A 25,821-nucleotide genomic window follows, 5' to 3' on the forward strand; every position below is an offset into this window, starting at 1 on the left:
ACAGGAGCTGACGTGTAATGGTGAAAATTCTGATATCCGGGTTTGAACCTTTTGGCGGGGACACAGTGAATCCGACTGGAGCGTTAATGGAAGCTCTTGCGAACGAGGTGGTGGAGGGGGCTGAGCTAAAAACAGTACTGTTGCCCGTGCACTTCGATGAATGTGCAGACCTGCTCATCGCAGAGATGGAAGCCTATCGGCCGGATGTTGTTATCGCCTGTGGGCTGGCCAAGGGCAGAACATGCATCACACCGGAGCGTATTGCCGTGAATGTCAAAGACATTCCGCCTGGCTCCTACGCGGATAATCAGGGGCAACGTTCCGTGGACGAGCCCATTGTAGACGGCAGCCCAGACGGTTTGTTCTCCACGTTGCCGATCCGAGCCATGGTGAATGACATGTCAGCAGCAGGTATTCCCGCAGCCGTCTCTAATACAGCAGGCACGTATATCTGCAACAACACGATGTACCGGTTGCTCGATCACATTCGAGTAGGGCAACTTCCGATCCGTGCCGGATTTGTACACTTTCCTGCCTCGACAGAGATGGCTGTGTTGCAGCCTTCCGTCCCTTCGCTACCTATACCCGTGATGCTGGATGCGCTGCGGATGATGATCCGCACCATTGTGGCTGAATCGTAGGGAAGGTTTGCTATCGTTCGGTTGCGGTTGCAGCAGATCGTAGGCGATGGTTGGATTTGTATCGTAGACCGCAATTGTGAATGGGAGAGCAGTGGGCTGGGATAATGGAGTACAGTAGGGTTCAAGATGACGTGGAGAGCTTGGAGTTGCATGGGGTTCTTTCTGCTTTGATCTTGGGTTGAGTAGAGTGTAGAGACATGAGTATAGATATGAAGTTGAACATGAAGTAGAATAAAAAGTTGAATATAGAATTGTATATAAAGTCAAAAAAAAGAGTTGTCCCATCGTCATGAATCTGACGTTAGGGGACAGCTCTTTCTGCTTCTATGTCGAGATCGTGTGTCGCTCAAGTCTAACGAACCCAGCGCACGCTATTCACTTGAAATTTGCACATACCCATTTCTAACGAATCGTAGAAGCGTTATTGAATGAAAATAAGCGAAATTTCAGTGATATGACCCATTTCTAGATGAATAGAGTGTCTGAGATTCGTTAGAATTCTCAACGCATGATATTAGGCTAAATAGGGTGCGTAGGGTTCGTTAGATTTAGAGCGTACAGATTATAGCCAACAAAATAGATAAAGAAATAACTAAAGAAATAGTTAAGAAATAGCTGAAAAAAATCTAATATTAGATCCGCAACAGATCAAGATCGAACTCAGGAACGAGTCCTTCTTTCATGGCGCGTCCAAGTAGTGCAGTAATCGCACCGTAGCCATCATCGCCCAGATTAGCGCTGAATTCGTTAACATACAGTCCGATATGCTGTGCAGCTACGTCAGGATCCATTTCTTGAGCATGTTCCATCACGTATGCTCTCGACTCATCCGGGTGCGCCCATGCATATTCAACGGAGGCGCGTGCCCATCCGGCGAGGGCGTGAGCATCCATGTCGCGACGTGCAATGATTGCTCCGAGCGGAATCGGAAGACCGGTATCGCTTTCCCACCAGTTACCAAGATCCGTCATCAGTTTGAGATCATAGTTCTGGTACGTGAAGCGTGCTTCATGGATGACAAGTCCGGCATCGATCTTGCCGTCCCGCACAGCAGGCATGATCTGGTCAAATGGCATGACCACAATCTCACCTACGCCGCCAGGAACATTTTGTGCTGCCCATAGACGGAACAACATATATGCTGTTGAGCGTTCGCTCGGCACAGCAACTCGTCGTCCAGACAGATAGGCTGGATCGGTCGTACCGTTTGCGGTCAGAACCAGCGGACCACATCCTCTGCCGAGTGCACCTCCAGCAGGAAGCAGAGCGTAGTCAGATAACACGTATGGCAGTGCTGCATAAGATATTTTCATCACTTCAGGTGTGTCGGGTCCATCCGGATTAGCCGCCAGACCATTGGTAATATCAATATCAGCATACCGGACATCCAGCTCAGGTGCGCCCGGGATCAGCCCGTGCACCCACGCGTGAAAGATAAATGTATCATTTGGACAAGGGGAAAATGCAATTTTCATGATGTAATAACCTCCCGTAAAATGGAACTTGCAGCCTGGAGCGCATCGAGGGCATCCTTGATGCGCCAAGCGTCGCGGTCGCGTGGACCGACCGCGTTGGATATGGCCCGCAGTTCGAGTGCTGGCACGCCGAACTGCTGGGCAGCTGTTGCCACGCCGAAGCCTTCCATGCCTTCGGCGGCGGCATCCGGCACGCGGCGCAATAGCTCCGCGGCCGTCTCCGCTGTTCCGGTCGCCGTGGACACGGTGACCGCAGTGCCTCCGCTGACAGCGAGCCCGGCCCGCTGCAGCTCATGGCGCAGGCGAGCGGCAAGCTCCGCGTCCGCCGCCACAATGGACGAGCCGAATCCGAGCTCGTCCACACTAAGGAAGCCGTCTGGCGTCTGCGAGCCCAGATCGGCAGCAACCATGGCGTCGGCTACCACAAGGGAGCCGACGTCCGCCCGGCCGGGGAACCCGCCGCCGATGCCGGCACTGATCACCAGCCTGTAGGCTGGTGAATATCCGGCCCCGGCAAGGGGCCCCGGCTTTGAAGATGTGGCAGATGTCTGTGCCACATCCGATGGGCTTGGCGCGGTGGAACCGTGCGCCAACGCACTTGTGCTCGCAGCCGCTACGGCATATGCCAATGTAGCGGCTGTTCCCGCAGCGGCCGAGGCTGGGCCAACGCCCGCAGCAATGACGTCAAAACGTTCCGCGGCCGTGTCGCCCAAGCCGCGGAGAACTGCATCTTTTTCCGCATCCACCGCGGTGACAATTAACACACGTTGTGATGAATTTGCTGGGACCGAACTTATATCTGAAGTGCCTGAAGTGATTGTTTCCCCAATTAAATCCCCGTGATGTCCACTACTTATGAATGATGCGTTTCGTTCATTATTCTGCTCTTCATCTTGCTTATGTTCATTCATGGCCGATTCTCCTTGTGAGGTATTAGAAGTGTAGCCTATGCCTACATAGTATCTTTCTCACAGCAAGCTTTTAGCTACACTTCTTCGGGTTATGACTTATTTCTATATTTCTGTGTAAATGTATAGCTCAACTTATATAAATTAAATTTGGGTATATATTTGTCCACTACAAGAGGACATATCTTGTAATTTTGTCTTTCAAAGAGTGGACACTTTTTCTAAAAAGGCACTCTATCCAGTCAGAAAGATGAAACACTACATATAGACGTTTTCGGATAGAAAATCAAAAATAATCTACATGTAGAATGCCGATTCCAGGTGGATTACTTAGGTCCGTGTCCACCCTTTGAAAGACATATCTACCATATGTATGCTCAGTGGGGACAGCGCAAGTTGGCACTCTAAACGAACAAATAAATGTTTAAAAAGGCATAATACTGCCCCGACCCAATCAACGCTAATCATACATATATCGCCTTCGGATTTTTGACCACAACAAACCCAATGAATAACAAGCGAAGTCTACACTCAACCACTGCATAGTAGCTCATTCATACCAACCCCGAATTTAAAGCAAGTGCATCGTTTTGCTAACTCTAATGTAGATGCCTGCTGAACAGCCAACCACCGTGCAGACAATAGATCTATGACGCAGCGCAACATATTTATTCATAACAGACCTAACAATCAATCAGGTTAAACGTGCACAAAAAAGTAATCAAGATACAGTGATTATTGAACAATAGATCATCTCCATCATAACGGAAGGGGAAAGACCTGAACAACCTTTGCATGTAATTCTTTCATAAGCGTCAAGCAAAGGTCCGGGTAGGCGTATCACATCAAATAACCATAACGCTTCAAGTAGACGTATCACTTCAGTAAGCCTATCTCACCTGACCTCATATAAATGCCACTCTAATTATATCCCGTCCTAAGTCGAGACGAACTTGCTCCCAAATATTTTGATATGTCAAATAAACCATATGTTATCTCTTTTAACGTACTCCGAATAAAACAGGAAGTCAAAGTTAACGGTTGACAATCCGATTTAACTGTATTAATAATAGTAGTACAGTTAATACACCTAATACACTTCAGATACAGTCATTTAAACCCATAGGTTATTTCAAACATCTACAGAAAGGAGGTGCGGGATGTTCGAATTAGATGTACGCAGCCGTAAGGCGATCTACGAGCAACTGGTGGACAAAGTCAAAGAAATGATCGTATACGGTATTCTAAAGCCCGACGAGCAGCTTCCTTCCGTTCGTGCGTTATCCACGCAGCTGACTGTGAATCCGAATACGATTCAGAAAGCGTATCGCGAGCTTGAACGTGAAGGTTACATCTATTCTTTGCAGGGAAAAGGGAGCTTCGTATCATCGTCAGTGGAACATCCGAATGAAGCCATGAGAGATGAGATCAGAGAGTCTCTGGTGAAGTTGATTGCAGAAGCTTCGTATTCCGGTATGACCAAAGCGGATATGACACTTTTGTTTGAGGAAGCGATGGCCCGTATAGAGAAGGAGGAGCCTCATGATTGAGCTGAATCAAGTCGTCAAAGCGTTTGAACAGGAAAAGGCAGTGGATGGCGTAACGATGAACATACATAAGGGATCGATCTATGGTTTGCTCGGTTCCAACGGGGCAGGCAAGACATCGCTGCTCAAAATGATGGCTGGTATTTACCGTCAGGATAGCGGGACAGTTCGTATCGAAGATAATGAGATTTATGAAAATATGGACCTCAAAGGCCGCACGATCTTTATGGCAGATTCGCCCTACTTTTTCCCGCAATCTTCAATAACACAGATGGCTGCATTCTATCGTTCCGTATATCCACGCTGGAATGAGGATCGGTTCAAGCAACTGGCCACCGTGTTCAAACTGGATGTCAAACGCAAGCTGCATCGCATGTCCAAAGGCATGCGCCGTCAGGCAGCCGTATGGCTGGGACTTAGCTGCATGCCTGAAGTGCTGCTGATGGATGAGCCGATTGACGGCCTCGACCCGGTCATGCGCCAGCAGATCAAGAACTTGCTCTTCCAGGAAGCAGCTGAGCGTCAGGTAACCATTGTTATCTCGTCACACAACTTGCGTGAGATTGAAGATCTGTGTGACCATGTGGCGATTATGCACAAAGGCCGAATTATTGTAGAGAAGGATCTCGATGATCTGAAGGCCGATACGCACAAAATTCAGGTTGCTTTCCGCCACCCGGACCATGCCAAAGCCATGGATGAACAGATTAATATTTTGCATGAAGAAAAACGGGGAAGTGTATCCCTGTACATTGTCAAAGGCAACCGACAACAGGTAACGGATCAATTCCGTATACATGATCCTTATCTGCTGGATGTACTGCCTCTGACGCTCGAAGAAATCTTTATCTACGAAATGGAGGACGCAGGGTATGATATTCAACCGATTGTTCTGTAACCGGGGCATCCTGATCCAAAATTTCAGACAGCATGGATGGATCGGCATTTTATATCTAATCACGTTGCTGTTCTCGTTACCGTTATATATCGCTACGGAGTACAGGGACGTGCCACAGCAGATTACAAGTCTGTTTCAGGCCAATGGTGAAGTGCAGATTCTGTTCGCCATTACACTACCCGTAGCGGCTGGAATCTTTCTTTTTCGATATATTCAATCTGGTTCACCTTCTGATCTGTTCCATAGTTTGCCTTTACGTCGTAAACATCTGTTAACGGTTAATCTGTTGACTGGATATGCCATGATCCTGCTTCCAATCTGGATTACAACTGCGATTACCGGCTGGGTATGGGCAGTGCTGGACCAACCTGCATTTCTGTTTGACGGCAGTGCGATCTGGATGTGGGGCTTGAGCATGAGTATTTACTCGCTGTTTATGTTCATGCTAACTGTGGCAGTCGGCATGTGCATTGGTCAATCTGTATTGCAGGGGCTCACCGTGTACGCGCTACTCTTGTTACCTGTTGTTGTGTGGTTCATTATGTCACTTCATCTCCAGCATTATTTGCTTGGATATCCGTACGATGAATTGGGACGTAATGCGGAAGAAATGTCACTTGTTCTTCGTGTAGCTTCAATCAGTTATTCTCCTGTCACTAATGGAGAGCTTATAATCTATTCGATATTTACAATCCTGTTTATTCCGCTGACTTATGTGCTCTATGCAAAGAGACAGGTTGAGTCCGCTACACAAGCAGTTACATTCACTCTAGTAAAACCTATATTCCGCTTTGGTTTAATGTTTACGCTTGTTCTGATTGGCGGAGCTTACTTCACGATCATTGCTCCAAGAGAATCAGCCGGATGGGGAATCTTCGGATATATTCTTGGTGGAATTGTAGGTTATATCGTTGCCGAGATGATTATTCGTAAAACATGGTTGATCTGGAGCAGCAAGTTACTACCCAAGATGATTCTATATGGTATTATCGCTGGTCTGATACTGTACGTACCTATTGCCGATTGGAATGGATACGCTACCCGAGTGCCTGAACTGAATAAGGTTAAAAGTATCAAGCTTGGCGGGGGTCGTTATATCTATAGTAATGGTGTCAATCAGAAGATGGATGACGGTCACCTCTATTCCAATGATCCGGAATACATGGGGGCAGTTATCGCTCTTCATCAAAAAATTGTCGATTCCGATCTTCCTTTACTGAATGATCCGATCAATCCAGGGATGCGTAACGATGAGTATGTATATATTAACTACAAGCTGGATAACGGCAAGTTGATGAAACGTAAATACTATATTCCAGAAGCTGAATTCCATCAGGAATTGATGGCTCTGAAACAATCCCAGGACTACAAAAGAGTTGCCTTTGAAACGTATAAGCTGGAAGAAGATGCATTAAGTTTTGGCATTCGTTCTTCCACAAGTTCATTCCGAAAGGTGTACATCAGCAATCCGGAGCAAGTCCGTGAGTTCAAGGAACTATTGAGACAGGACATTTTGGATCAGACCTACGAAGAACAGCGCTCTCCGTGGCAGTCGTTTGCTTACGCAGAGATGAATCAGGACTCGTCTTCGAAAGATCCAACTCAACCGAGGGAGATGTGGAATTTTGAGATCAAACCTAGCTATGATCGGGTACTGGCCTGGTTGAAGGAGAACAACTTATACGACCAGTTGCTTGTCCAGGCAGACGAGATTGTCTCCGCACAGTTTGTGAAGCAGGAGATCAACAGTCCGGGTTCGCTTCAGTGGGCGAACCCGGAGCCCGAATATATCGATGGGAGTCTAAGTATCAAGAAGCAGGTCGCAACCCAAAATAAAGAAATCATTAGCGATTTGCTCAAACGTCAACGGTCTGGTTATAAAACAGAGAAAGATACCATCTACCAGATTAAGTTGAATGTGACTCGTGGCGAGAACATCTACATGATGTTGAAAGAAGAAGACCTAACAGAGGCAATGAAAGCTATTCTGGTCAATCAATAAGCTGAGTTATATAGGTTGTTAACCATTAGCGGGAAGGGTTCTCCCGTTGATTAAAGGGTTGATATTAGACCAGGAAAACTATATAAATTGAACTAAACTATTTACACAAAACGGAGAGGACAGAAAGGACCTGAAGAAGCGGAGCGTTCGCCTTTATCCCCGGATTTCCCCTTTATAAAAGGAATCAAAAAAATCTGGGGATAACAGCGATCGGAAGGTTGTTCTGTCATCGGAGTGTGGAGTGTAAATATTCTTTAATTCAATTTATATAGACTCGACTTGACCAGATACAGAGAATGGAATATATTAGAAAAAGGGAAGGTTCGAGCGACTCGTTCAATCGAATCTCATATGGAACGGCTTATGAGGGAAGCACCCGTAAGAGCAGGCAAATGCCTGTCTTGCGGGTGCTTTTTTGTCGTTCGCTGATTTCGTTGGCGATTCTGCTACATATTTTAGAAGAAAGGGTGTAGAGACGCATGCAAACAGAAGTGTGGAAGGAAACGATAAACGATCAGGAGGCCATGATAGCGATGATATGTGGTTGTTCCCTATTGGAACGATCAAGATCACATCACTTCATAGACCATCATGGTTTCTTGGAAGGAACGAAGGGCCGAAAGCCTATCGAAGATTTAGCTTTAGAGGACATGGCTTCAATGGAGACAAGTGTAGGTCCATCTCGTGTTCTGACAGGACATAGCGGTAGTCACGCAGCACGTCAACGTAAAGTCCAACGATCTCATTTGCGATCATTCGCTCCTCTTTTATTTGGATCACGCCTACTTATAGGACTTGTGATTTTGTTCGGCGCAGGCATGAGCTATTTTGCTTCTTCAGTCGAGGCGGCGGGCATAGATCTTGGTGTAACCGCGCAGAAAGCCTGGGACTCCGTTTTGAACAAAGCCGATGCCAAAACCAAGTTAACCTTGAAGCAAACGTATGAGAAAGTAGGGAACTGGAAGGCTCAAGAGCAGGCTTGGGAACAAAAAATAAAAACACTTCATGCCGTCAATACCGCGGAATTGGAGCGATTGCGTGTAGTAATAAGACAAACTGATGACGCGAAGATCGCAGCTCTAACTGAAAAGGTAAAACAAACCCAAGCCCGATATGAACCTCTATTCGCCCTCTATAGTTCAGTCAATCGACAGCTGGATGCAGCCAAAGCCATCAAAAATAAGGAATGGAGTGCTGCGATTCGCACGCAGGCGGAGACATTAAAACCCGTTGTGCAGCTTGCCAGAGAAGACATTCGGATCAAGAAAAAGGAACTTGCTGAAGCGCGTAAACGGAAGAGCACTGAAATAAAACGTTTACGAGCTATGCTAGCAGGGGCCGACTCGGCGAAAAAACAGATTCAAACGGCTAAAAAACAGGCAACTCTGGCAAAAGAACGATATTCGGGCGCGCTACAACAGTTCAAACAGAATACAAAGCAAGGACAAACGTCGCGTGTACTCAGCTCATTGAACACATTGGCTTCTGCAGCAGAGAAGTGGGCAGGCACAAAACAACATATCCACACTTTGGAGCAGAAAGTATCCACTACATATATGAAAGTCAGACAGGAAATCGCCAAGAGATTCAAATAAGAGGAAACCCGGTCCTCTCCGCAACGTACACCACTTTAGATGTAAAGACGCTTCGATGATGATGGAACGAGGTGAAGCTGTTGCAGTCCAAGTTGGAGGCAAAACGTACGGGGGCAAGAGGGTTTAAACGTAAACGGTACTGGATTCCCAGCGTTGTACTCATTTTCATCATAGGTTTTGTTGGAATGGATGCTCAATTCACACCCAAAATAACGGTATTTTTATTAAAATCATTCATTGAGATTGCTAATCAAGATACGAACAGCAAAGATCGTATAATCTCGGAAGGCGTAACTCGTGTTGCGAATGTGCCCTATGCAGACGAAGGCCGTAATGACAGTACGCTGGATATCTATCATCCTTCCGTAACATCGGAACCTTTGCCGGTCGTGTTGTGGGTTCATGGCGGTGGATGGGTCTTGGGAGACAAAGCGGACATCGCAGAGTATGCCGTACAATTAGCCAAGCAGGGTTACGTTGTCGTTAGTATGAATTATGCGCTCGCGCCAGATACGACATATCCCACTCCCGTGATCCAGACGAATCAGGTTTTGACTTACGTGAAGAACCATGTCAGCGAGTATCAGGGTGACCCGGAAAACATATTTCTCGCAGGCAACTCGGCAGGTGCCCAGATTGCAAGTCAGACTGCGGCCGTGGTGACGAATCCATCCCTCGCCAAGCTGATGAATATAACACCATCCGTTCAGCCAGAAGAATTACGTGGGGTTCTTCTATTCTGTGGTCCTTACAATCTGAGCACAGTAGCGGAAACAGGCTTTCCACTCATACGTACATTTCTCTGGTCATATACGGGAGTCAAAACATTTGAAGACTACCCAAGATTAGATGAAATGTCGACCGTTCTACAGACTACCGAAGCGTACCCGCCTGCATTTATTACCTCAGGCAATGATGACCCGTTGACCAGTCAATCGATTGAGCTGGCACAAGTCTTGAAGCGACTTGATGTTGATACGGAAACGTTATTTTTCTCGAACTCCTCAGAGAAGCTGGGACATGATTATCAATTTGATCTGAAGAGTGATGCTGGTCAACAGGCAATACGTTCGGCAGTACGATTTATGCAACAGTATAGTCGATGAGCAGACAAGTCTGTGGTACACTCGAAGCAAATGAGGGCGCAGGAGGAGAAGCATGGCAGACAAAGAAGATTTGACCCGGTTCGGGGTGGCGTTTCCGACACCTCTAATTGAGCAGTTTGACCAGTATATTGAGGAACAGGGATACAAAAACCGATCCGAAGCTTTCCGTGATCTTGTTCGCAAAACATTACTTCAACCTTCCGTACTGCAATCCGATCAGGATGTAGCTGGCACCATTGTGATGGTCTATGATCACCATATCAGTGATCTTCCCATTCGCTTGATGGAGCTCCAACATGAGGCGCATCATGACATCATCTCCAATATGCATGTACACCTGAACCATGACCAATGCCTGGAGGTCATTGCAGTACGGGGAAACCTGGGACGTTTGCGACATCTGCATCAACAGATCCAGGTGCAAAAAGGGGTCTTGTATGCTGAGCTTTCTGTGACTTATGTGGATGAACTCAACAAACTGGCTCATGCTCAGAGTCTAGATCAGGAAGACAATCCGAATCAAAGTCAGGATCACAGTCACAGTGTGAATCAGCATGGTCACAGTCATCATCATAAACATCATCGTTCTGCCGATTAAGATGAAATGAAGTGTGAATTAATTTCTATGAAAATATAGCGAATCTAAAAAACAGACCTTTGGTTAGATGCCAACCGTCTGTTTTTTTGTTGTTTGTTACAATACCTAACTTTATGAAGCGATACAGTTGTCGGTTTATATGAATTTTCAATGATTAGATCGAATATATGAAAATATTTGGATTTTGAAGTTAACTTTATTGACATAAGTTTTGCGTTTTGTGCTACAATTTCCGTAAAAAGTAACACGGAATAAGTGAGTGCAGCACATATTTAGAGGGGGAACGACCAGAATGGACAGATTTACATGGAGATGGGGAAAACGAAGAACAGTTAGAACAGGATTAGGCATCCTGCTTATATGTTCCATTGGATTATCGGGTTGTGCACAGGGATCGGCGCCAACAGCTTCATCAGCAGAGAATGGCCAGTCCGGAACAACCTCAACCAAGGACGGATTGGTGCTGGCTGTTGGTACCGAGCCGGAAGGCGGGTTTGATCCGACAACCGGATGGGGGCAATATGGTTCACCGCTTTTCCAGAGTACTTTGCTGAAGAGAGACGCCAAGCTTCAACTGGTTAACGATCTGGCTACGGCATACTCCGTTAGTGAAGATGGGTTAACCTGGAAGATTGCGCTTCGGGATGATGTGAAGTTCTCTGATGGGGAACCTTTGACGTCTGAGGATGTGAAATTTACGTTTGATACGGCTGCTCAGAGTGGTTCTGTGATTGATTTGACGAATATGGCTGATGTGCAGGCACCTGATGATCAAACGGTCGTATTCACACTGAAGTCGCCGCAGTCCACATTCATCAGCCTGCTGACGACACTCGGCATTGTGCCTGAACACGCCTATGGTGCTGATTATGCAGAGCATCCGGTTGGATCAGGACCGTACAAGCTGGTTCAGTGGGACAAAGGACAACAGGCCATCGTTGAAGCCAATGAAGAGTATTACGGTAACAAGTCTGCATTCCACAAACTCACCTTCCTCTATCTGGATGAAGATGCGGCCTATGCTGCTGCACAGGCAGGTACAGTGGATATCGCTGCGATCCCGGCAGCATTTAGCAAACAACAGGTGAATGGCATGACATTAGAGGCCGTAAAAACGGTAGATAACCGGGGCATTATGTTCCCCATGCAGCCTGCTGGTGCCAAGTCGGGCGATGGTCTCCCCGCAGGGAATGATGTGACATCCGATCTGGCGATTCGCCAAGCGGTGAATGTCGTGATTGATCGTAAGGCTTTGGTTGAGGGTGTACTTGAAGGATATGGTCGTCCTGCTTATTCCGTCAGTGATGATCTGCCTTGGAGCAATGCAGAAGCTGTATTTACGGATGCCAACCTTGATGAAGCGAAGCGCATTCTGGCGTCTGGTGGCTGGGTGGATGCAGATGGTGATGGTATCGTCGAGAAAAACGGGGTTAAGGCCGAGTTCAATCTGCTTTATTTTGCAGGGGATTTAACAAGACAATCTCTGGCCTTAGCTGCTGCGGATATGGTTGCCCAGGCGGGAATTAAAATCAATGTTGAAGGCAAAAGCCGTGAAGAGACGAAAAAGATGGCTTACTCCAACGCTGTATTATTTGGTTGGGGCAGTCATGATCCACTGGAAACCTATAACCTCTATAGCAGTACCCACAAGGGAGAGGGATATTACAATGTAGGACTGTACAGTAATCCTGTCGTGGATTCATGGATGGAGAAGGCCCTTCAGGCCACCAGTGAGGAAGAGGCATTGCCCTACTGGCAAAAAGCGGAATGGGATGGCACAACAGGTTTCAGTTATCAGGGGGATGCACCTTGGGCGTGGCTCGTAAATATAGACCATCTGTATCTGGTTACGAATGGATTAAACATTGGCGAGCAGCAGATTCACCCCCATGGTCACGGCTGGTCAGTGACATCCAATCTGGAGGAATGGTCCTGGGATAACAGCGCGAAATAAGAAGCATAGCGGTAGCTTTAGCCTGAATTGGGGAGAGATTGGATGACGGGCAGGAATGGATGGGCCAGATTTGTTGGTAATAAATTGTTACGACTCGTATCTCTATTGGTTGGAGTCAGTGTGGTGTCTTTTATATTAATGCAATTTTCCCCTGTGGACCCGATCGAAGCTTACATTGGTGGAGACATGATCAGGGTAAGTGCCGAACAGCGCAGTTTAATCGAAGAGCGTTGGGGATTGAACGAATCTCCAATGGAACGATTGCTGACCTGGGGACAAGCACTTATTCAGGGAGATCTGGGAACATCAATGATCTATAGACAACCTGTAGCGGATATTATCCAGGAAAGATTCATGAATTCTGTCGCGCTTATGGCTGTAGCCTGGCTACTGTCTGGTATCTTCGGGTTCACTCTGGGTGTAGTTGCTGCCATGAGAAGGGATTCAAGGCTGGATCGCCTGGTCTGCTGGTATTGCTACACGCTGGCCTCTACGCCGGTATTCTGGATTGCGCTGTTGCTGCTAATGGTATTTGGAGTGTGGCTCGGATGGCTTCCAGTTGGTCTTGGGGTACCCGCAGGGATGTCGGCTGATCAGGTGACCTGGGGAGATCGGGCTATTCATATGATTCTGCCAGCGTTGACTCTCAGTCTGACCGGGGTAGCTTCCATCGCGCTGCATACCCGGCAGAAGCTCATGGATGTGCTGGATTCAGATTATATTCTATTTGCGAGAGCACGGGGTGAGCGTGGATTTCAGCTGTTTCGTCGACATGGGTTCAGACATGTTGTTTTGCCAGCGATCACGCTGCAGTTTGCTTCGTTCAGTGAACTGTTCGGCGGGGCTGTGCTGGCAGAACAGGTATTTTCATACCCTGGCCTTGGTCAGGCAACGGTTCAAGCGGGGTTGCGTGGAGATGTTCCACTGCTGCTTGGACTTGTGATGTGCAGTGCGATTTTTGTTTTTACGGGTAATATGATTGCCGACATTCTGTATCGCTTGATCGATCCACGAATGAAGGAGGAGTTGATATCATGAAGCAGACTGTAGAACGTTCCTCTGAGCAGACGGCAGATACAGCCCAAGTACAGAAAGTGAAAACTGCAAAACAAGAGATAAGGTACAACATTACTTCGGAATTTCTGCAAGTGGGGGCTGAACGAGAAACAAGCCAAACTAGAAGAGGAGGATATGCTCGTGCCAAAGACCAACATTTCCGCAATCCTCGCCAAAGGGCGGTGATCTGGGGAAGCCTTGCAGTGATCTGGATTATCCTTGTGTGGTCGACGGGAAGGCTACTACCCGCTGGTTCTACGCTGACTTCATTAATGGATCGAAATCTGTCTCCAACCTGGGCGCATCCATTTGGCACAGATTGGCTCGGAAGAGATATGTTCATGCGTACGTTAAAAGGACTGGCAACCAGCATTCAAGTGGGACTACTTGCTGCATGTGGTGGTGGATTGATCGCACTACTGCTGGGTTTGGGGGCGGCTTCTAGCCGAGTTGCTGACCGGGTAATCTCATGGATCATCGACCTGTTCCTGAGTGTGCCTCATCTGGTATCGCTGGTTATGTTGGCCTTTGTATTTGGTGGGGGTTTGGCAGGAGTGGCGGCAGCCATCGCGCTGACGCACTGGCCGAATCTGGCCCGGATTGTACGAGCGGAGATGATTCAACTGAAATCCGCGGAGTACATTCAGATTTCACACAAGTTGGGTCAATCGCGATTACGGATTGCGGTGCAGCATATGCTGCCACATTTAGTCCCGCAACTGTTTGTGGGCGTACTGTTAATTTTCCCCCATGCGATTCTGCATGAGGCAGCCATTACGTTTCTGGGGCTGGGGTTATCCCCGCAGCAACCGGCAATTGGCATTATTTTGTCAGAGTCGATGAGATATTTATCTGCTGGCATGTGGTGGCTCGCCTTTTTCCCGGGACTGGCATTGTTGCTGGTTGTTCGTGCGTTTGATGTATTGGGCAACAGTCTGAAGACGTTGACGGGTACAGGTAGTTCAAGGGAGGTGAGGTAGCCTATGGCTCTTCTTGATATTCAGGGAGTATCGGTGTCGTTTCGGCGCGCTCGCGGCTGGTTTGGACACGAACAGACGTATGTCATTCAGAATCTGGATCTTTCCATAAACGAGGGCGAGATTGTCGCTATTGTAGGCGCAAGTGGATCGGGTAAAAGTGTGCTGGCGCAGGCCATCATGGGCATTCTGCCTGCCAATGCCAAGTTGGAAGGCAGCATTAGCTACAATAACGAGCCTTTGACCCCGGAGTGGCAGCTTCAACTGCGTGGAGACGAACTGATGTTGATTCCACAATCCGTCAGTTATTTGGACCCGCTGATGAAGGTGGGGAGCCAGGTTCAGTCGGTAAGCCGGGGTGCCGGACAGAAGCGCAGATTCATGAATCGATCTCATATGAAAAAGACGGAGCAGGAGCTGATGGAGCGGTATCATCTGCCTCGGGAAACAGTTGGGAAATACCCGTTTGAGTTGTCCGGAGGTATGGCAAGGCGAGTGCTGATGGCTACAGCGACCTCAGGCCAGCCAAAGCTGATCATTGCCGATGAGCCGACACCAGGCATTCATCCCGAAGTGCTGGCCGAGACGATGAAGCAATTTCGCGAACTCGCAGATCAAGGCGTAGGCATCTTATGGATTACGCATGATGTTACGACTGCCCTGACGGCGGCCGATCGCATCGCTGTATTTTATGCGGGTGACAATGTAGAGACAGCCCAGGTGGATGATTTTACGGGCAATGGAGAACGACTGCGCCATCCGTATACGAAAGCCCTTTGGAATGCGCTGCCGCAGAATGGATTTCGGCCACTCCCAGGCTCCCAGCCGTTGGCAGGTCAAGGGATCATTAGAGGATGTTCATTTGCTCCCCGCTGTAGCGCAGCAACCGCTGCATGTATCTCTGAACGTCCTCCGCTTCGTCAGATACGAGGCGGAGAAGTGAGGTGTCTCCATGTCACTTAAAGCACAGGATGTAAGTTATCGTTACGATCAGAAATCGTGGGTGTTTCAGCAGATGAACATGCAGGTGCAACAAGGCGAAGTCGTTGGCTTGTGGGGACCGAGTGGCTGTGGGAAAACAAGTCTTGGGCGCATCCTTGCAGGATATGCCGAACCCGTGGCAGGACAAGTATTACTGGATGGTGAACCGCTCCCTCGTACAGGCGTATGTCCGGTTCAGCTGGTGTATCAGCACCCGGAGAAAGCTGTGAATCCACGTTGGCGGATGCGTCGTGTCCTTCAGGAGGCGGCTGTACAGGATGAGCAGTTGCTCGAAGCTTTGGGGATTCAGCAAGCTTGGCTGGACCGCAGACCGGGTGAATTATCCGGTGGGGAACTGCAACGATTCTGTGTGGCGCGAGCACTCGGTACATCGACACGTTATGTGATCGCAGATGAAATGACCACAATGCTGGATGCGATCACGCAGGCACAGATCTGGCATACCGTGATGGACGTGGCTCGCCAGCGTGATCTGGGATTACTGATCATAAGCCATGATCGGGAACTGCTGAACAGGCTGTGCAATAAAATTATTCCGATGCCGATTGCGATGTCACTGTAAGGTTAATTATGTTTCAATAAATATATGGATTGAATAGAAAAAAAGAGAATAGAAAAGAAAACGAAAAGGGGTGCCCCTAGTACTGTCATTGACCATGAATGTGAGTCATGGACTTGACTACGGGGCACCCCTTGTTCCATTTTACAGATATTCGTCTTATCGATCAGCATACGTTCTGTTCGCAACGTGCATAGAGTTAACTGTCAGCTTATTTGTCCGACAAGTTGTTGAGCAACACAGATAATCTGCGCATCGCTTCTTCCACCGTGGAACGCGGACAGGCTACATTAATACGCATGAATCCTGTACCTTCCGTTCCAAAGGAGCTCCCATCATTAAAAGCAAGCCCTGCTTCGTGAAGCAGCATATTGCATAGTTGTGCATGTGGGATATTCAGCTCCCGAAAATCCATCCATAACAGATAGGTTGCTTCGGGCAGATGCATTTTGATCTCTGGCATATGTTCTGCAACATATTGCTGTACATACTCCATATTTCCGCGGATATATACCAGGCACTCCTCCAGCCATTCCTCTGCATCATTGTAAGCAGCTTCGGTCGCAACAGCCCCCAGTGTGCTGATACCGGCAAGTCCCATCGTTCTTACACCCTGCGCGAAAGATTCCCGTAACTTGGCATTTGGGATGATGATGTTGGACGTGCAGAGGCCGGGAATGTTGAACGTTTTGCTTGGAGCCGTACAGATGATACTTAGATCAGAGACGGCGTCCGAGATCAGGGTGAGCGGTGTATGAGCTCCGCGTTGGTGAACAAGATCGGCGTGAATTTCATCCGAAACGATCAGTACGTTGTATTGCAGACATAACGACGTAAGGCCTTCAAGCTCCTCCCTAGTCCATACACGTCCAACCGGATTATGTGGACTGCACAGAATTAGCATTTTGACCCGACCGGTCTGCAAGCTGGATTCCAATTGTTCCAGATCCATCGTGTAATGACCCTTATTCTCTACCAAAGGATTGGTAATCAGTTCACGGCCTTGACCACGTACGACCTCGTAGAAGGGAGCATACACCGGAGTCTGGATGACCACTGCATCTCCCGGATCAGTGAATCGTTGTACAGCAATGCTGAGTGCAGGCACAATACCTGGCGTGAATACGATCCAGTCATCGTTAATTTTCCAGTTGTGGCGCCGCTGCATCCAATCTGCAACGGCTGCATGATACGCCTCGGTCCGCACTGTATAACCGAAAATTCCGTGCTCCATCCGTGTTTGCAGGGCCTGGATTACGGACGGTGGAGCAGCGAAATCCATATCAGCCACCCACATCGGAAGCGCATCAGCGACGCCGAAGATATCCTCAAGTGCATCCCACTTCTCCGATCCGGTAGAGACCCGGTTAATAGACTGATCAAATGTACTTTTATTGTTCATCGTATAAATCCCCCTTGAGTTCCGTTCCTTCGACCACAATTCGACATATCATTATCTAATACATTGGTTCATTTCGCAACTGTTGTGCGTGTATGATTAGCTTCATAGGTATGGTCTGGAATTCAGGACTTTATTCATATAAGAACAACTTAACGAGTCAGAGAACAGCAGGAATATGACAAAGACTATTTTTGTACGCCCTTGGTCCTGTTTTGTTCATTTATCGTTTACAACCTCTTGTCAGATGCTATTATATTGCTAACATTTGATGGGACAATGGCTGTTATCCGAATAAGCTCGTACCCATACATGATGAGCATAACGACATGAGTCTTTTGCGTAAATCATGCGGTTGTTATGAATTGTATAATGCATAAGGCTAACATTTGAACTCAGGAGGCGTTTTAGAGATGAAAAGCAAAAAGTGGTTGATTACTGCAAGTGTATTCGGCATGGTGTTGACCGGTTCGGCAGGCGTATATGCAGGTACACAACTGGAGACGATCAAAGCTTATCTGAACCATGGGCTCGCCATCGAAGTGAACGGACAGAAATTCACACCGACAGGTGACCAGGGCAAGAAACTTGCGCCAATTACATACCAGGGAAGTACCTATCTCCCCGTTCGTTCGATTGCGGATGCGTTGAAAACCGAAGTAAAGTATGATTCCCAGAACAATAAAGTAAGCATCGGCTCCTCAAGTTCCTCCGGTGGGTCGACATCCACAGGTAACAGCGGATCAACCTCACCCTCAACAGGTACTAACACACAGGCTGTAGGTGTGAAGTCCAAGTATCTGCCAGCAGATTTCCCATTACCGAAGGATGCGAAGGCGACAAGTCTCGTTGAGAACATCATGGATGGCAACAAAAAAGTGGTGCTCACGTACACAACAAAAGAAACGTTGCTAACCGTTGGAACCTCCTACAAAGACTACTATCAGACCAAAAACTTGACTCAGAATACTCAGGATATACAGGAAGATGGCTTCAGCATTGTGGGTCGTGAAGATGGTAAATATGCCGTAACGATCACGGGTTCTGTGTCTGCAACCAACAAGGACCTGAATGAAGTTACCGTGGTATGGGGCGAAGAGTAAGCGACGAATATAACCACATGTCCTCATACTACCCTGCTTGAGTCGTTCAAAGTATAGTGATCCGTATTCTTCTATTATTCAAAAGGTAACGCCAAAAGCCGCCCGTTGAAATCGAAACAGATTTCTGCGGGCGGCTTTTATGTTTAATTCATATCTGGTTCTATGCATGGAACTGACAGTCCGTTACAGGTACTCGTTAAACCAACCGGCAATATGCTCCAGACGGCGTACCCTCAAGTGGGGATGACCTCCGCGAGACAATTCGTGGTTGGCCCCTGGGAAACGAACGAGACGAGTCGTCTGCTTGCGGCGTTTCAACGCAATGAATAATTGCTCGGCCTGTTCAATCGGACACCGCAGATCCTGTTCACCATGCAAAATGAGCAGCGGAGTACTTACGTTGCCGACATAAGCGAGCGGGGAATGTTTCCACAGTTTTTCCGTGTCATCCCACGCGTTGCCGCCAATCTGATCTTCCGTGAAGAAATAGCCAATGTCACTGACGCCGTAGAAAGATAACCAGTTGGAGATGGAACGTTGAGTAACAGCAGCCTTGAAGCGATCGGTGTGCCCAACAATCCAATTGGTCATGAAGCCACCATAACTGCCACCGGTTACGCCCAGTCTGGACTCATCGATAAACTCATACTGGGACAGGGCATAATCTACGCTTTCCATAAGATCGCGATAGTCGCCACCGCCGTAATCGCCACGGCAGGCATCTACAAACTGCTGCCCGTATCCGAGCCCTCCGCGTGGATTGATGTATATAACAGCGTAGCCTTGTGCGGCGAGAATCTGAAATTCGTGCATAAAAGTAAAACCATACATCATGTGCGGGCCGCCATGAATCTCAAGAATGGTCGGGATTTTGACCCCGTCAACCATGCCACGAGGTTTCATGATCCACCCTTGCAGCCGCAGGCCATCCGAGGAATTGAACCAGAAGGTCTCTGGTGCACTAAGATGGATCTCATCCTCAAGCTGTGGATTGCTGCGGGTGAGCTGAATTGGTGCTACACCGGAATCTTCTGGCTGTTCATATATATAGAGGTCACCAGGACTTCGCGTATCGGCAACAGCGGCAACGATCTGTCCGTTTTCCAATTCGGCAAATTGATAAATCTCCCGTTCGTCAGGCAATATATACTCGGCACTGCTGCCGTCTTGTGCGAATTTGGCGATGCGTACACTACCGTGAATGGTTGCCAGACAGAAGATGGATGAACCATCCCGACTGAATACAGGTCCCGTGGTTGTCAGATGTGATCGCATGTCACCAACAATGCTGTGATTCAGCTGTACGTCCCAATCCGTGCTTAGACATACAGGTTCACCACCTGATATAGGAAGGGTATATAGCTTCGTAAGCGTGGCATTTCCATAAGAACGGTCACTGGCGAGCAGGGCCAGGGATTGTCCACCCGGTGCAAATGTCAGTCGGCTGAATGTATATCCTTCCGGGGTCAACTGCTGCACATCCGAACCGTCTGCCTTGGCAAGGTATACATGATTGGTCAGGGTGTAATCGTTGTGTTCCTCACCTGCTTCGGGCATCTGTGCAATCCATGCGATGGATGTTCCGTCCGGGGACCAAACGTAGTCTCCAACGTCATAGTGACCCGTAGTTACAGGAATGGCTTCCGCATCAATGGGTGCAAGAGCAAAGAGATGGGATCGTTTTCCGTCCCACAATCCGCCAGCATCCGATTTCATGCGAATGCGGTCCACAACATGTTCTTGCGGCAGTTTATGGTCATCGTCGTTAGAATCGGTACGTTTTGATTCGTCTTCTCCGCTTATATCCACGGATGATTTCACAAGTAGGGTATGGCCATCTGGTGACCAGAGCAAGGAGCTGACACCATGTTTCAGGTGACTGATCTGCTGTGCTTCTCCGCCATCTGTTGCGATAATCCACACCTGGGGTTTCCCATCAACCTCTCGTAAAAAGGCAAGCTGGGACCCATCCGGTGACCAGGCAGGGGAATGATCCTTCTCTCCAGAGGTAAAGGGCCTGTCCTTCTGACTCCCCAGATGCAGCAGTCTCAGGTGAGAACAATAACCGTCACGTGCTTCATTCGTTTTCCAGCTTACATATACCAGTTGTCCGCCTTGAGGAGACGGAGTTGGATCGTTAACCCATGTAATCTGATAAAGATCTTCCGATGTTATGCCGCGCTGACTCATCATTGTTTGTCCTCCCACCATGAATTAGAATTGGCTATTTTCCTAACCTTTCCATTTATATTAACGGAAAGCAAGGGACAGGACAATATGACCAAGGATGGGAGGGGAGACTTTTATAACAGCGATCGGAAGGTTGTTCTGTCATCGGAGTGACCCATGTAAAAATTCTTTAGTTCAATTCATATAAGTGTGTTAAAGGAATTGCTCGAAAGATGACGAATCCTAATGTTGAATAACCGCAGAAATGACGAAAAATGGTCTTAATTCAATGTTTAACATTGGTGAATTTGGTTTAATGTACAATGCAATTCCTGTTCTACATTTAAGTACTTGGTTCATAGCCATTCGTTTATATAGAACGCGTAAGATTCAGTCGTAATGAAGGAGGAACGTCACGTTGAGCACATCCTATGAACAGCATGTAGAATATCCAAACCGGAAACGATTGGCGTGGCTTACGGCGGGGGCGGCACTTTTTGTGGCAGCCGGATTTTTTTTGATTTTTGATCGTTCTTCAGTTACGAATGATTCCATCCTCTCGGGGGTGATTGGAATACTATCCATTTTGTTTTTTGGGCTATGTTTTTGCTACAGTCTGGTAAAGATGATTAAGAAGGAACCTTCTTTTGTGATCAATGAGGATGGGTTTGTAGATGCATCTTCTTATACCGCAGGAGGGGCAGTGGTCTGGAAAGACGTTGAGAATATTTTTATGTATGAATTGATGGGACAGAAAATGATCGGGGTTAAATTGCGGGACGAGAAAGCCTTTCTGGATCGTCAGAATGGGATGAAACGCAAATTGATGACGGTCAACAGCAATATGGTCGATGCGACCATCAGCGTTGCCCAGAGTAGCCTTACCATGCCACTGGATCAGTTGTATATCATGATGATGAGGCACTGGAGACATGTAAGTGATGGCATGATTTATGATTCGTATAGTCATCGTTAGAGAGGTCACAATGTCCATAAAGTCTTCAGAATGGAGGAATATATATGATGCATGGTGATCAGACACGCACGATTCTGCTTCCAGATGGAACTGTCCTGCCCGCGATCGGACAAGGCACGTGGTACATGGGAGAGAAGCAATCCAGCCAGGAAGAAGAAGTACGGGCATTGCGTTCCGGTATTGAACTGGGAATGACCGTGATTGATACGGCAGAGATGTATGCAGAGGGTGGGGCAGAAGTTGTTACGGGAAAGGCTATCTCAGGCCTTCGTGATGAAGTCTTTCTCGTATCAAAAGTGTATCCCCATCATGCAGATCGCAAGCAGATGATCACGGCCTGTGAGCGCTCTCTCAAGCGATTGGGAACAGATCGTCTGGACCTGTATTTGCTCCACTGGCGTGGAGGTGTACCGCTCGAAGAGACGGTTCAGGCTTTGGAACAATTGAAACAGTCCGGTAAAATCCTGCGATGGGGTGTCTCGAATCTGGACACAAGGGATATGCAGGAATTATGGAGTTTGCCAGAGGGTTCTCAGTGCATGGTGAATCAGGTACTGTACAATGCAACTTCGCGTGGTATTGAACATGATTTGCTCCCCTGGATGCGGGAACGTAGCGTTCCTGTTATGGCATATTGTCCACTGGCTCAGGGGGGCAGACTTCGGAGTGAATTGTTGGAGCATCCGGTCATTCAGGAGATTGCGCAGGATCGAGGAGTTACGACTTCTCAGATCGCATTAGCCTGGGTGATCCGGGACGGAGATGTGCTGGCGATTCCCAAGGCGGTACAGCTGAATCATGTGGCAGACAATGCAGCAGCAGTGAATATCGTTTTGACACAAGAGGAACGGACCCGATTGGATGAGGCTTTCCCTGCACCTAAAGGCAAGGTACCTTTAGACATCGTGTAGATGGTATCTTTGAACGATAAGCATGTGAGTAAGGTGAAAATACGAATATTGAGCGATGCAGGGCAGATCTATACGATCTGCTCTTTTTTGTATGTGCACAGAAATCGGAAGCATTCCATCAACGAAGCGAATATATATTTTGACAAATGGGCTTTACAACACTATATTACTAGTGTACTATGTAACTAACACACCAGTACAGAGAGGAGCGAGTGCTTTGTGACTATGGAATTTGATAACAACTTACCAATATATCTGCAGATTATGCAGTACATCAAGAGACAGATTGTAACCGGGACACTTCAGGCAGGTGACAAAATCCCTTCGGTTCGTGAACTGGCGGCTGAATTACAGATCAATCCCAATACAGTACAACGGACATTTCAGGAACTGGAGCGAGAAGAAGTGGTCGAAACCAAACGGGGCTTGGGCAGATACGTGACAAGTGAGGAGCGGAAGATTATGACGATCAAAAAAGAGATGGCCAGTGAGTTGCTGGAACGCTTTCTGACCGGAATGCAGGAACTGGGGATTGAAGAGCAGGATATTTTATCCATCGTAGCCGATGCCGTTGCGGAAGGAAAGGGAGGAACAACGCATGAGTAACATCCTTGAACTGAACCAGATTAACAAGACTTATGGCAATAAGAGAGCGCTCAGTAATATCACATTGGATATTGCTCCTGGCCGAATTGTTGGCCTGCTGGGTAGCAACGGCAGTGGCAAAAGCACACTCATGAAACTGGTTGCAGGTTTGCTGCATCCTACTAGCGGAACGATTCAAGTGACAGGTAAGCCTGTTGGGCTGGATACGAAGTCATTGGTTTCATTTATGCCGGATCGCCCATTAACCGAGAAGTGGATGAGAGTGCGGGATGCGATTGCGTACTACCGTGATTTCTATGCTGATTTTGACGAGGAGAAGGCACGGGAGATGCTCTATTTCATGAATCTTGTGGAGAGTGATCGGGTGCGGCATCTATCCAAAGGGATGAATGAACGACTGCAACTAACACTGGCGCTATCCCGAAAGGCTCGTCTATATCTGTTGGATGAACCGATTGGCGGAGTAGATCCGGTTGCGCGTGGCAAGATTCTGGATGCGATCGTCAAATTCTATGATGAAGACAGCAGTCTGATCATCTCCACACATCTGGTGAATGATATCGAACGGATTTTTGATGAAGTGGTCTTCATTCGTGAAGGTCAACTGGTGATGCGGGAAGAAGTGGAAACGCTCCGTCTGAAATATGGGAAAAGTGTGGATGAGATGTTCAAGGAGGTCTATGCGGAATGATGACATTATTGAAGTATGACTTTAGAAGGAACTGGAATACACTGCTGGCGGGGCTCGTTATTTTGATTATTGCGCAAGTGGCGCTATCCCTTTTCATGTCTGAGGTCACAGGGGTTGTGCTTGGCATTATGGGTTATGTTGGAGTAGGTGTGGCTATTTATGTGAAAATGATCAAAACATACACGTCCAATATCCGCTCTTATAATCGCCGTCTTTTACCCGTAACAGGCCTATCGCATGTGTTGTCTCCTTTGATCTTTGGAGCTCTTTGCGGGCTGGGATTAGTCATTATATTTACGACCCATGCCTACATTTATATTTCAATGAAGCTCAGAATGAACATGGCTACCCATATTGATCTTTCGGGTCTGCATGTATCGGATTATGTTAGTTTGTTACTGTTTATCGCATGGGTTATCGTATTCATGACCGTGATCATCTTCCTTTCGATCTCGATTGCAGGCAGCTTCCGTTGGAGAACCGGACCGTGGATCGGAATCGTTGCATTCTTGGTCCTCGTTAATCTGATTGGCTGGTTGGAGAATATGATTATGACAGGACGCTTCAGTCCAAATGAGATGTTCCGTTACACCGAAAATAGTACAGGGATTTCAATCACAGCCAATGGCGTATTATGGTCTGATGGCATGTGGGGAAGCACTATATTCGAAGTGATCGTAGCAGTTGTCTTGGTGTGGGCTACCATTTACCTGAACAACAAAAAAGTTGAAGTCTAAGGACCGCGCTATAAGCAGGTTAGAATAAAACGACACGGGCGACGAGAGTTGCTCGTTTTGTCATACCGAGATTTCACTTTTTGAATCGCATCCCAATGAATACACGTAATTCTATATAAATAGAACTAGACATTTACACAAAACGGAGAGGACAGAAAGGACCTGAAGAAGCGGAGCGTTCGCCTTTATCACCGGATTTCCCCTCATAGAAGGAATCAAAAAAATCTGGGGATAACAGCGATCGGAAGGTTGTTCTGTCATCGGAGTGTACAGTGTAAATATTCTTTAGTTCAATATATATATATATAGCGTATTCATAGGTTGCTAAACCCGGTTAAAGAGAACGAAAGGGGCCATGTAAGGGAAAGGAGAACGTAATATGGAGCTATACTTCAGGGATAATTTTTTTAATGCGGGTTACACCGAAATTATGAATTCGAATCAGGAACAGGCCGGACATCTGGATTTGAAAAGTGTTTTTGGCTCTTCGCTCGATGTATCCGATAACTCGGGATTGGTCTGTAGCGGCAAATTCCGCATGTTAACCAATCGTTGGGATATCACTGCAGCCGATGGGAGACATCTGGGCGTATTGCGAGCGAGGTTTAGTTTCTTCAGCAAAAAATATGAGTATGATGCAGGATCGCGCGGTATATACGATGTGTCTGCTCCCGCATTTTCGCAGGAATATGATATCAGTGGAAGTGGTGGACGCATCGTGGCAAGTTTCCGTCGCACCAGCGGCTGGTTTAGTTCAGGGGCATTTGTATTGGATAACCAGTCTGAACAACTGGACACATATGAATTAATTGCAGTCGTCATGGGTGTGCATGCGATCAACAAGAGACGAAATTCAGCTGCCAGCAGTGGCGGAACCTAGTTTAGGCTCATGAACAGTAAAAAGGTCTGGA

23 protein-coding genes are annotated in these 25,821 nt (G+C 47.5%); 19 read left to right on the forward strand and 4 right to left on the reverse strand.

The window, feature by feature from the left end:
* Positions 1 to 17: 17 nt before the first annotated feature.
* Positions 18 to 641: a pyroglutamyl-peptidase I gene (locus MKX40_RS05525; RefSeq protein ID WP_339240041.1), complete on the forward strand. Its 624-nt coding sequence runs from the start codon at positions 18 to 20 to the stop codon at positions 639 to 641.
* A gap of 632 nt (positions 642 to 1,273) precedes the next feature.
* Here the strand turns inward: MKX40_RS05525 and MKX40_RS05530 are convergent.
* Both MKX40_RS05530 and MKX40_RS05535 read right to left on the reverse strand, forming a co-directional pair.
* A complete protein-coding gene (locus tag MKX40_RS05530; RefSeq protein ID WP_339240043.1) occupies positions 1,274 to 2,116 on the reverse strand; it encodes a 1,4-dihydroxy-6-naphthoate synthase in 843 nt (280 codons plus the stop codon).
* Positions 2,113 to 3,027, reverse strand: coding sequence for a futalosine hydrolase (locus MKX40_RS05535; RefSeq protein ID WP_339240044.1), 915 nt, complete (start codon positions 3,025 to 3,027; stop codon positions 2,113 to 2,115). The genes MKX40_RS05530 and MKX40_RS05535 overlap by 4 nt, the downstream gene beginning before the upstream one ends.
* A gap of 1,157 nt (positions 3,028 to 4,184) precedes the next feature.
* Between MKX40_RS05535 and MKX40_RS05540 the strand changes: the two genes are divergently transcribed.
* The 11 genes from MKX40_RS05540 to MKX40_RS05590 all read left to right on the forward strand — a co-directional run bounded on the left by MKX40_RS05540 (position 4,185) and on the right by MKX40_RS05590 (position 16,321).
* On the forward strand, positions 4,185 to 4,574 hold the full coding sequence (locus MKX40_RS05540) for a GntR family transcriptional regulator (protein ID WP_339240045.1): 390 nt from the start codon (positions 4,185 to 4,187) through the stop codon (positions 4,572 to 4,574).
* Positions 4,567 to 5,469: an ABC transporter ATP-binding protein gene (locus tag MKX40_RS05545; protein ID WP_339240048.1), complete on the forward strand. Its 903-nt coding sequence runs from the start codon at positions 4,567 to 4,569 to the stop codon at positions 5,467 to 5,469. The genes MKX40_RS05540 and MKX40_RS05545 overlap by 8 nt, the downstream gene beginning before the upstream one ends.
* The gene (locus MKX40_RS05550; protein ID WP_339240051.1) at positions 5,444 to 7,471 is read left to right on the forward strand and encodes a hypothetical protein; all 2,028 of its coding nucleotides are present in this window, start codon (positions 5,444 to 5,446) and stop codon (positions 7,469 to 7,471) included. Before MKX40_RS05545 ends, MKX40_RS05550 begins: the two co-directional genes overlap by 26 nt.
* A 659-nt stretch (positions 7,472 to 8,130) precedes the next feature.
* Entirely contained in the window at positions 8,131 to 9,066 is a 936-nt protein-coding gene (locus tag MKX40_RS05555; RefSeq protein WP_339240054.1) for a hypothetical protein, read from the forward strand.
* Positions 9,067 to 9,146: 80 nt separating this feature from the next.
* Positions 9,147 to 10,172, forward strand: a complete 1,026-nt coding sequence (locus MKX40_RS05560; protein ID WP_339240056.1) for an alpha/beta hydrolase — start codon at positions 9,147 to 9,149, stop codon at positions 10,170 to 10,172.
* A gap of 52 nt (positions 10,173 to 10,224) precedes the next feature.
* Positions 10,225 to 10,770 (forward strand): nickel-responsive transcriptional regulator NikR, encoded by a 546-nt coding sequence (nikR, locus tag MKX40_RS05565; protein WP_339240057.1) that lies wholly within the window; start codon positions 10,225 to 10,227, stop codon positions 10,768 to 10,770.
* Positions 10,771 to 11,062: 292 nt separating this feature from the next.
* Positions 11,063 to 12,724: an ABC transporter substrate-binding protein gene (locus MKX40_RS05570; RefSeq protein WP_339240059.1), complete on the forward strand. Its 1,662-nt coding sequence runs from the start codon at positions 11,063 to 11,065 to the stop codon at positions 12,722 to 12,724.
* Between the two features lie 42 nt (positions 12,725 to 12,766).
* A complete protein-coding gene (locus MKX40_RS05575) occupies positions 12,767 to 13,762 on the forward strand; it encodes an ABC transporter permease (RefSeq protein ID WP_339240060.1) in 996 nt (331 codons plus the stop codon).
* Positions 13,759 to 14,760, forward strand: coding sequence for an ABC transporter permease (locus tag MKX40_RS05580; protein WP_339240061.1), 1,002 nt, complete (start codon positions 13,759 to 13,761; stop codon positions 14,758 to 14,760). The genes MKX40_RS05575 and MKX40_RS05580 overlap by 4 nt, the downstream gene beginning before the upstream one ends.
* A gap of 3 nt (positions 14,761 to 14,763) precedes the next feature.
* Complete coding sequence (locus tag MKX40_RS05585) at positions 14,764 to 15,720, forward strand: ABC transporter ATP-binding protein (protein WP_339240063.1); 957 nt, start codon at positions 14,764 to 14,766, stop codon at positions 15,718 to 15,720.
* A complete protein-coding gene (locus MKX40_RS05590) occupies positions 15,710 to 16,321 on the forward strand; it encodes an ATP-binding cassette domain-containing protein (protein WP_339240064.1) in 612 nt (203 codons plus the stop codon). Before MKX40_RS05585 ends, MKX40_RS05590 begins: the two co-directional genes overlap by 11 nt.
* Before the next feature lie 208 nt (positions 16,322 to 16,529).
* Here MKX40_RS05590 and MKX40_RS05595 read toward each other — a convergent pair whose 3' ends face one another.
* The gene (locus tag MKX40_RS05595) at positions 16,530 to 17,720 is read right to left on the reverse strand and encodes a MalY/PatB family protein (protein WP_339240066.1); all 1,191 of its coding nucleotides are present in this window, start codon (positions 17,718 to 17,720) and stop codon (positions 16,530 to 16,532) included.
* Between the two features lie 410 nt (positions 17,721 to 18,130).
* On the opposite strand from MKX40_RS05595, the gene MKX40_RS05600 reads away from it, so the two are divergent.
* On the forward strand, positions 18,131 to 18,820 hold the full coding sequence (locus MKX40_RS05600; protein WP_339240067.1) for a stalk domain-containing protein: 690 nt from the start codon (positions 18,131 to 18,133) through the stop codon (positions 18,818 to 18,820).
* Positions 18,821 to 19,003: 183 nt separating this feature from the next.
* On the opposite strand, the gene MKX40_RS05605 is transcribed toward MKX40_RS05600, so the two are convergent.
* A complete protein-coding gene (locus tag MKX40_RS05605; RefSeq protein ID WP_339240068.1) occupies positions 19,004 to 21,013 on the reverse strand; it encodes a S9 family peptidase in 2,010 nt (669 codons plus the stop codon).
* Positions 21,014 to 21,407: 394 nt separating this feature from the next.
* Between MKX40_RS05605 and MKX40_RS05610 the strand changes: the two genes are divergently transcribed.
* The 6 genes from MKX40_RS05610 (at position 21,408) to MKX40_RS05635 (ending at position 25,790) form a co-directional block, all read left to right on the forward strand.
* Entirely contained in the window at positions 21,408 to 21,965 is a 558-nt protein-coding gene (locus tag MKX40_RS05610; protein WP_339240069.1) for an STM3941 family protein, read from the forward strand.
* A 44-nt stretch (positions 21,966 to 22,009) separates the two neighbouring features.
* Positions 22,010 to 22,876 carry an aldo/keto reductase gene (locus MKX40_RS05615; protein ID WP_339240070.1) on the forward strand — a complete coding sequence of 289 codons (867 nt, stop codon included), beginning with the start codon at positions 22,010 to 22,012 and terminating at the stop codon, positions 22,874 to 22,876.
* A 219-nt stretch (positions 22,877 to 23,095) separates the two neighbouring features.
* Positions 23,096 to 23,482 (forward strand): GntR family transcriptional regulator, encoded by a 387-nt coding sequence (locus MKX40_RS05620; RefSeq protein WP_076331852.1) that lies wholly within the window; start codon positions 23,096 to 23,098, stop codon positions 23,480 to 23,482.
* A complete protein-coding gene (locus MKX40_RS05625) occupies positions 23,475 to 24,173 on the forward strand; it encodes an ABC transporter ATP-binding protein (RefSeq protein ID WP_339240072.1) in 699 nt (232 codons plus the stop codon). The genes MKX40_RS05620 and MKX40_RS05625 overlap by 8 nt, the downstream gene beginning before the upstream one ends.
* Positions 24,170 to 24,910, forward strand: coding sequence for a hypothetical protein (locus tag MKX40_RS05630; protein ID WP_339240074.1), 741 nt, complete (start codon positions 24,170 to 24,172; stop codon positions 24,908 to 24,910). The genes MKX40_RS05625 and MKX40_RS05630 overlap by 4 nt, the downstream gene beginning before the upstream one ends.
* Before the next feature lie 379 nt (positions 24,911 to 25,289).
* The gene (locus tag MKX40_RS05635; protein ID WP_339240075.1) at positions 25,290 to 25,790 is read left to right on the forward strand and encodes a hypothetical protein; all 501 of its coding nucleotides are present in this window, start codon (positions 25,290 to 25,292) and stop codon (positions 25,788 to 25,790) included.
* Positions 25,791 to 25,821: the final 31 nt, after the last annotated feature.

Origin of the sequence: Paenibacillus sp. FSL R5-0517 (assembly GCF_037974355.1) — a bacterium.
Lineage (GTDB): Bacteria > Bacillota > Bacilli > Paenibacillales > Paenibacillaceae > Paenibacillus.

Excerpts from the sequence above, each read along its gene's own strand:
- MKX40_RS05555 (WP_339240054.1), top strand. The coding sequence starts at position 8,131 with ATGGAGACAAGTGTAGGTCCATCTCGTGTTCTGACAGGACATAGCGGT.
- MKX40_RS05530 (WP_339240043.1), bottom strand. The coding sequence starts at position 2,116 with ATGAAAATTGCATTTTCCCCTTGTCCAAATGATACATTTATCTTTCAC.
- MKX40_RS05615 (WP_339240070.1), top strand. The coding sequence starts at position 22,010 with ATGATGCATGGTGATCAGACACGCACGATTCTGCTTCCAGATGGAACT.
- MKX40_RS05540 (WP_339240045.1), top strand. The coding sequence starts at position 4,185 with ATGTTCGAATTAGATGTACGCAGCCGTAAGGCGATCTACGAGCAACTG.
- MKX40_RS05635 (WP_339240075.1), top strand. The coding sequence starts at position 25,290 with ATGGAGCTATACTTCAGGGATAATTTTTTTAATGCGGGTTACACCGAA.
- MKX40_RS05590 (WP_339240064.1), top strand. The coding sequence starts at position 15,710 with ATGTCACTTAAAGCACAGGATGTAAGTTATCGTTACGATCAGAAATCG.
- MKX40_RS05595 (WP_339240066.1), bottom strand. The coding sequence starts at position 17,720 with ATGAACAATAAAAGTACATTTGATCAGTCTATTAACCGGGTCTCTACC.
- MKX40_RS05625 (WP_339240072.1), top strand. The coding sequence starts at position 23,475 with ATGAGTAACATCCTTGAACTGAACCAGATTAACAAGACTTATGGCAAT.
- MKX40_RS05545 (WP_339240048.1), top strand. The coding sequence starts at position 4,567 with ATGATTGAGCTGAATCAAGTCGTCAAAGCGTTTGAACAGGAAAAGGCA.
- MKX40_RS05585 (WP_339240063.1), top strand. The coding sequence starts at position 14,764 with ATGGCTCTTCTTGATATTCAGGGAGTATCGGTGTCGTTTCGGCGCGCT.
- MKX40_RS05525 (WP_339240041.1), top strand. The coding sequence starts at position 18 with ATGGTGAAAATTCTGATATCCGGGTTTGAACCTTTTGGCGGGGACACA.
- MKX40_RS05570 (WP_339240059.1), top strand. The coding sequence starts at position 11,063 with ATGGACAGATTTACATGGAGATGGGGAAAACGAAGAACAGTTAGAACA.
- MKX40_RS05600 (WP_339240067.1), top strand. The coding sequence starts at position 18,131 with ATGAAAAGCAAAAAGTGGTTGATTACTGCAAGTGTATTCGGCATGGTG.
- MKX40_RS05580 (WP_339240061.1), top strand. The coding sequence starts at position 13,759 with ATGAAGCAGACTGTAGAACGTTCCTCTGAGCAGACGGCAGATACAGCC.
- MKX40_RS05535 (WP_339240044.1), bottom strand. The coding sequence starts at position 3,027 with ATGAATGAACATAAGCAAGATGAAGAGCAGAATAATGAACGAAACGCA.
- MKX40_RS05550 (WP_339240051.1), top strand. The coding sequence starts at position 5,444 with ATGATATTCAACCGATTGTTCTGTAACCGGGGCATCCTGATCCAAAAT.
- MKX40_RS05630 (WP_339240074.1), top strand. The coding sequence starts at position 24,170 with ATGATGACATTATTGAAGTATGACTTTAGAAGGAACTGGAATACACTG.
- MKX40_RS05575 (WP_339240060.1), top strand. The coding sequence starts at position 12,767 with ATGACGGGCAGGAATGGATGGGCCAGATTTGTTGGTAATAAATTGTTA.
- MKX40_RS05605 (WP_339240068.1), bottom strand. The coding sequence starts at position 21,013 with ATGATGAGTCAGCGCGGCATAACATCGGAAGATCTTTATCAGATTACA.
- nikR (WP_339240057.1), top strand. The coding sequence starts at position 10,225 with ATGGCAGACAAAGAAGATTTGACCCGGTTCGGGGTGGCGTTTCCGACA.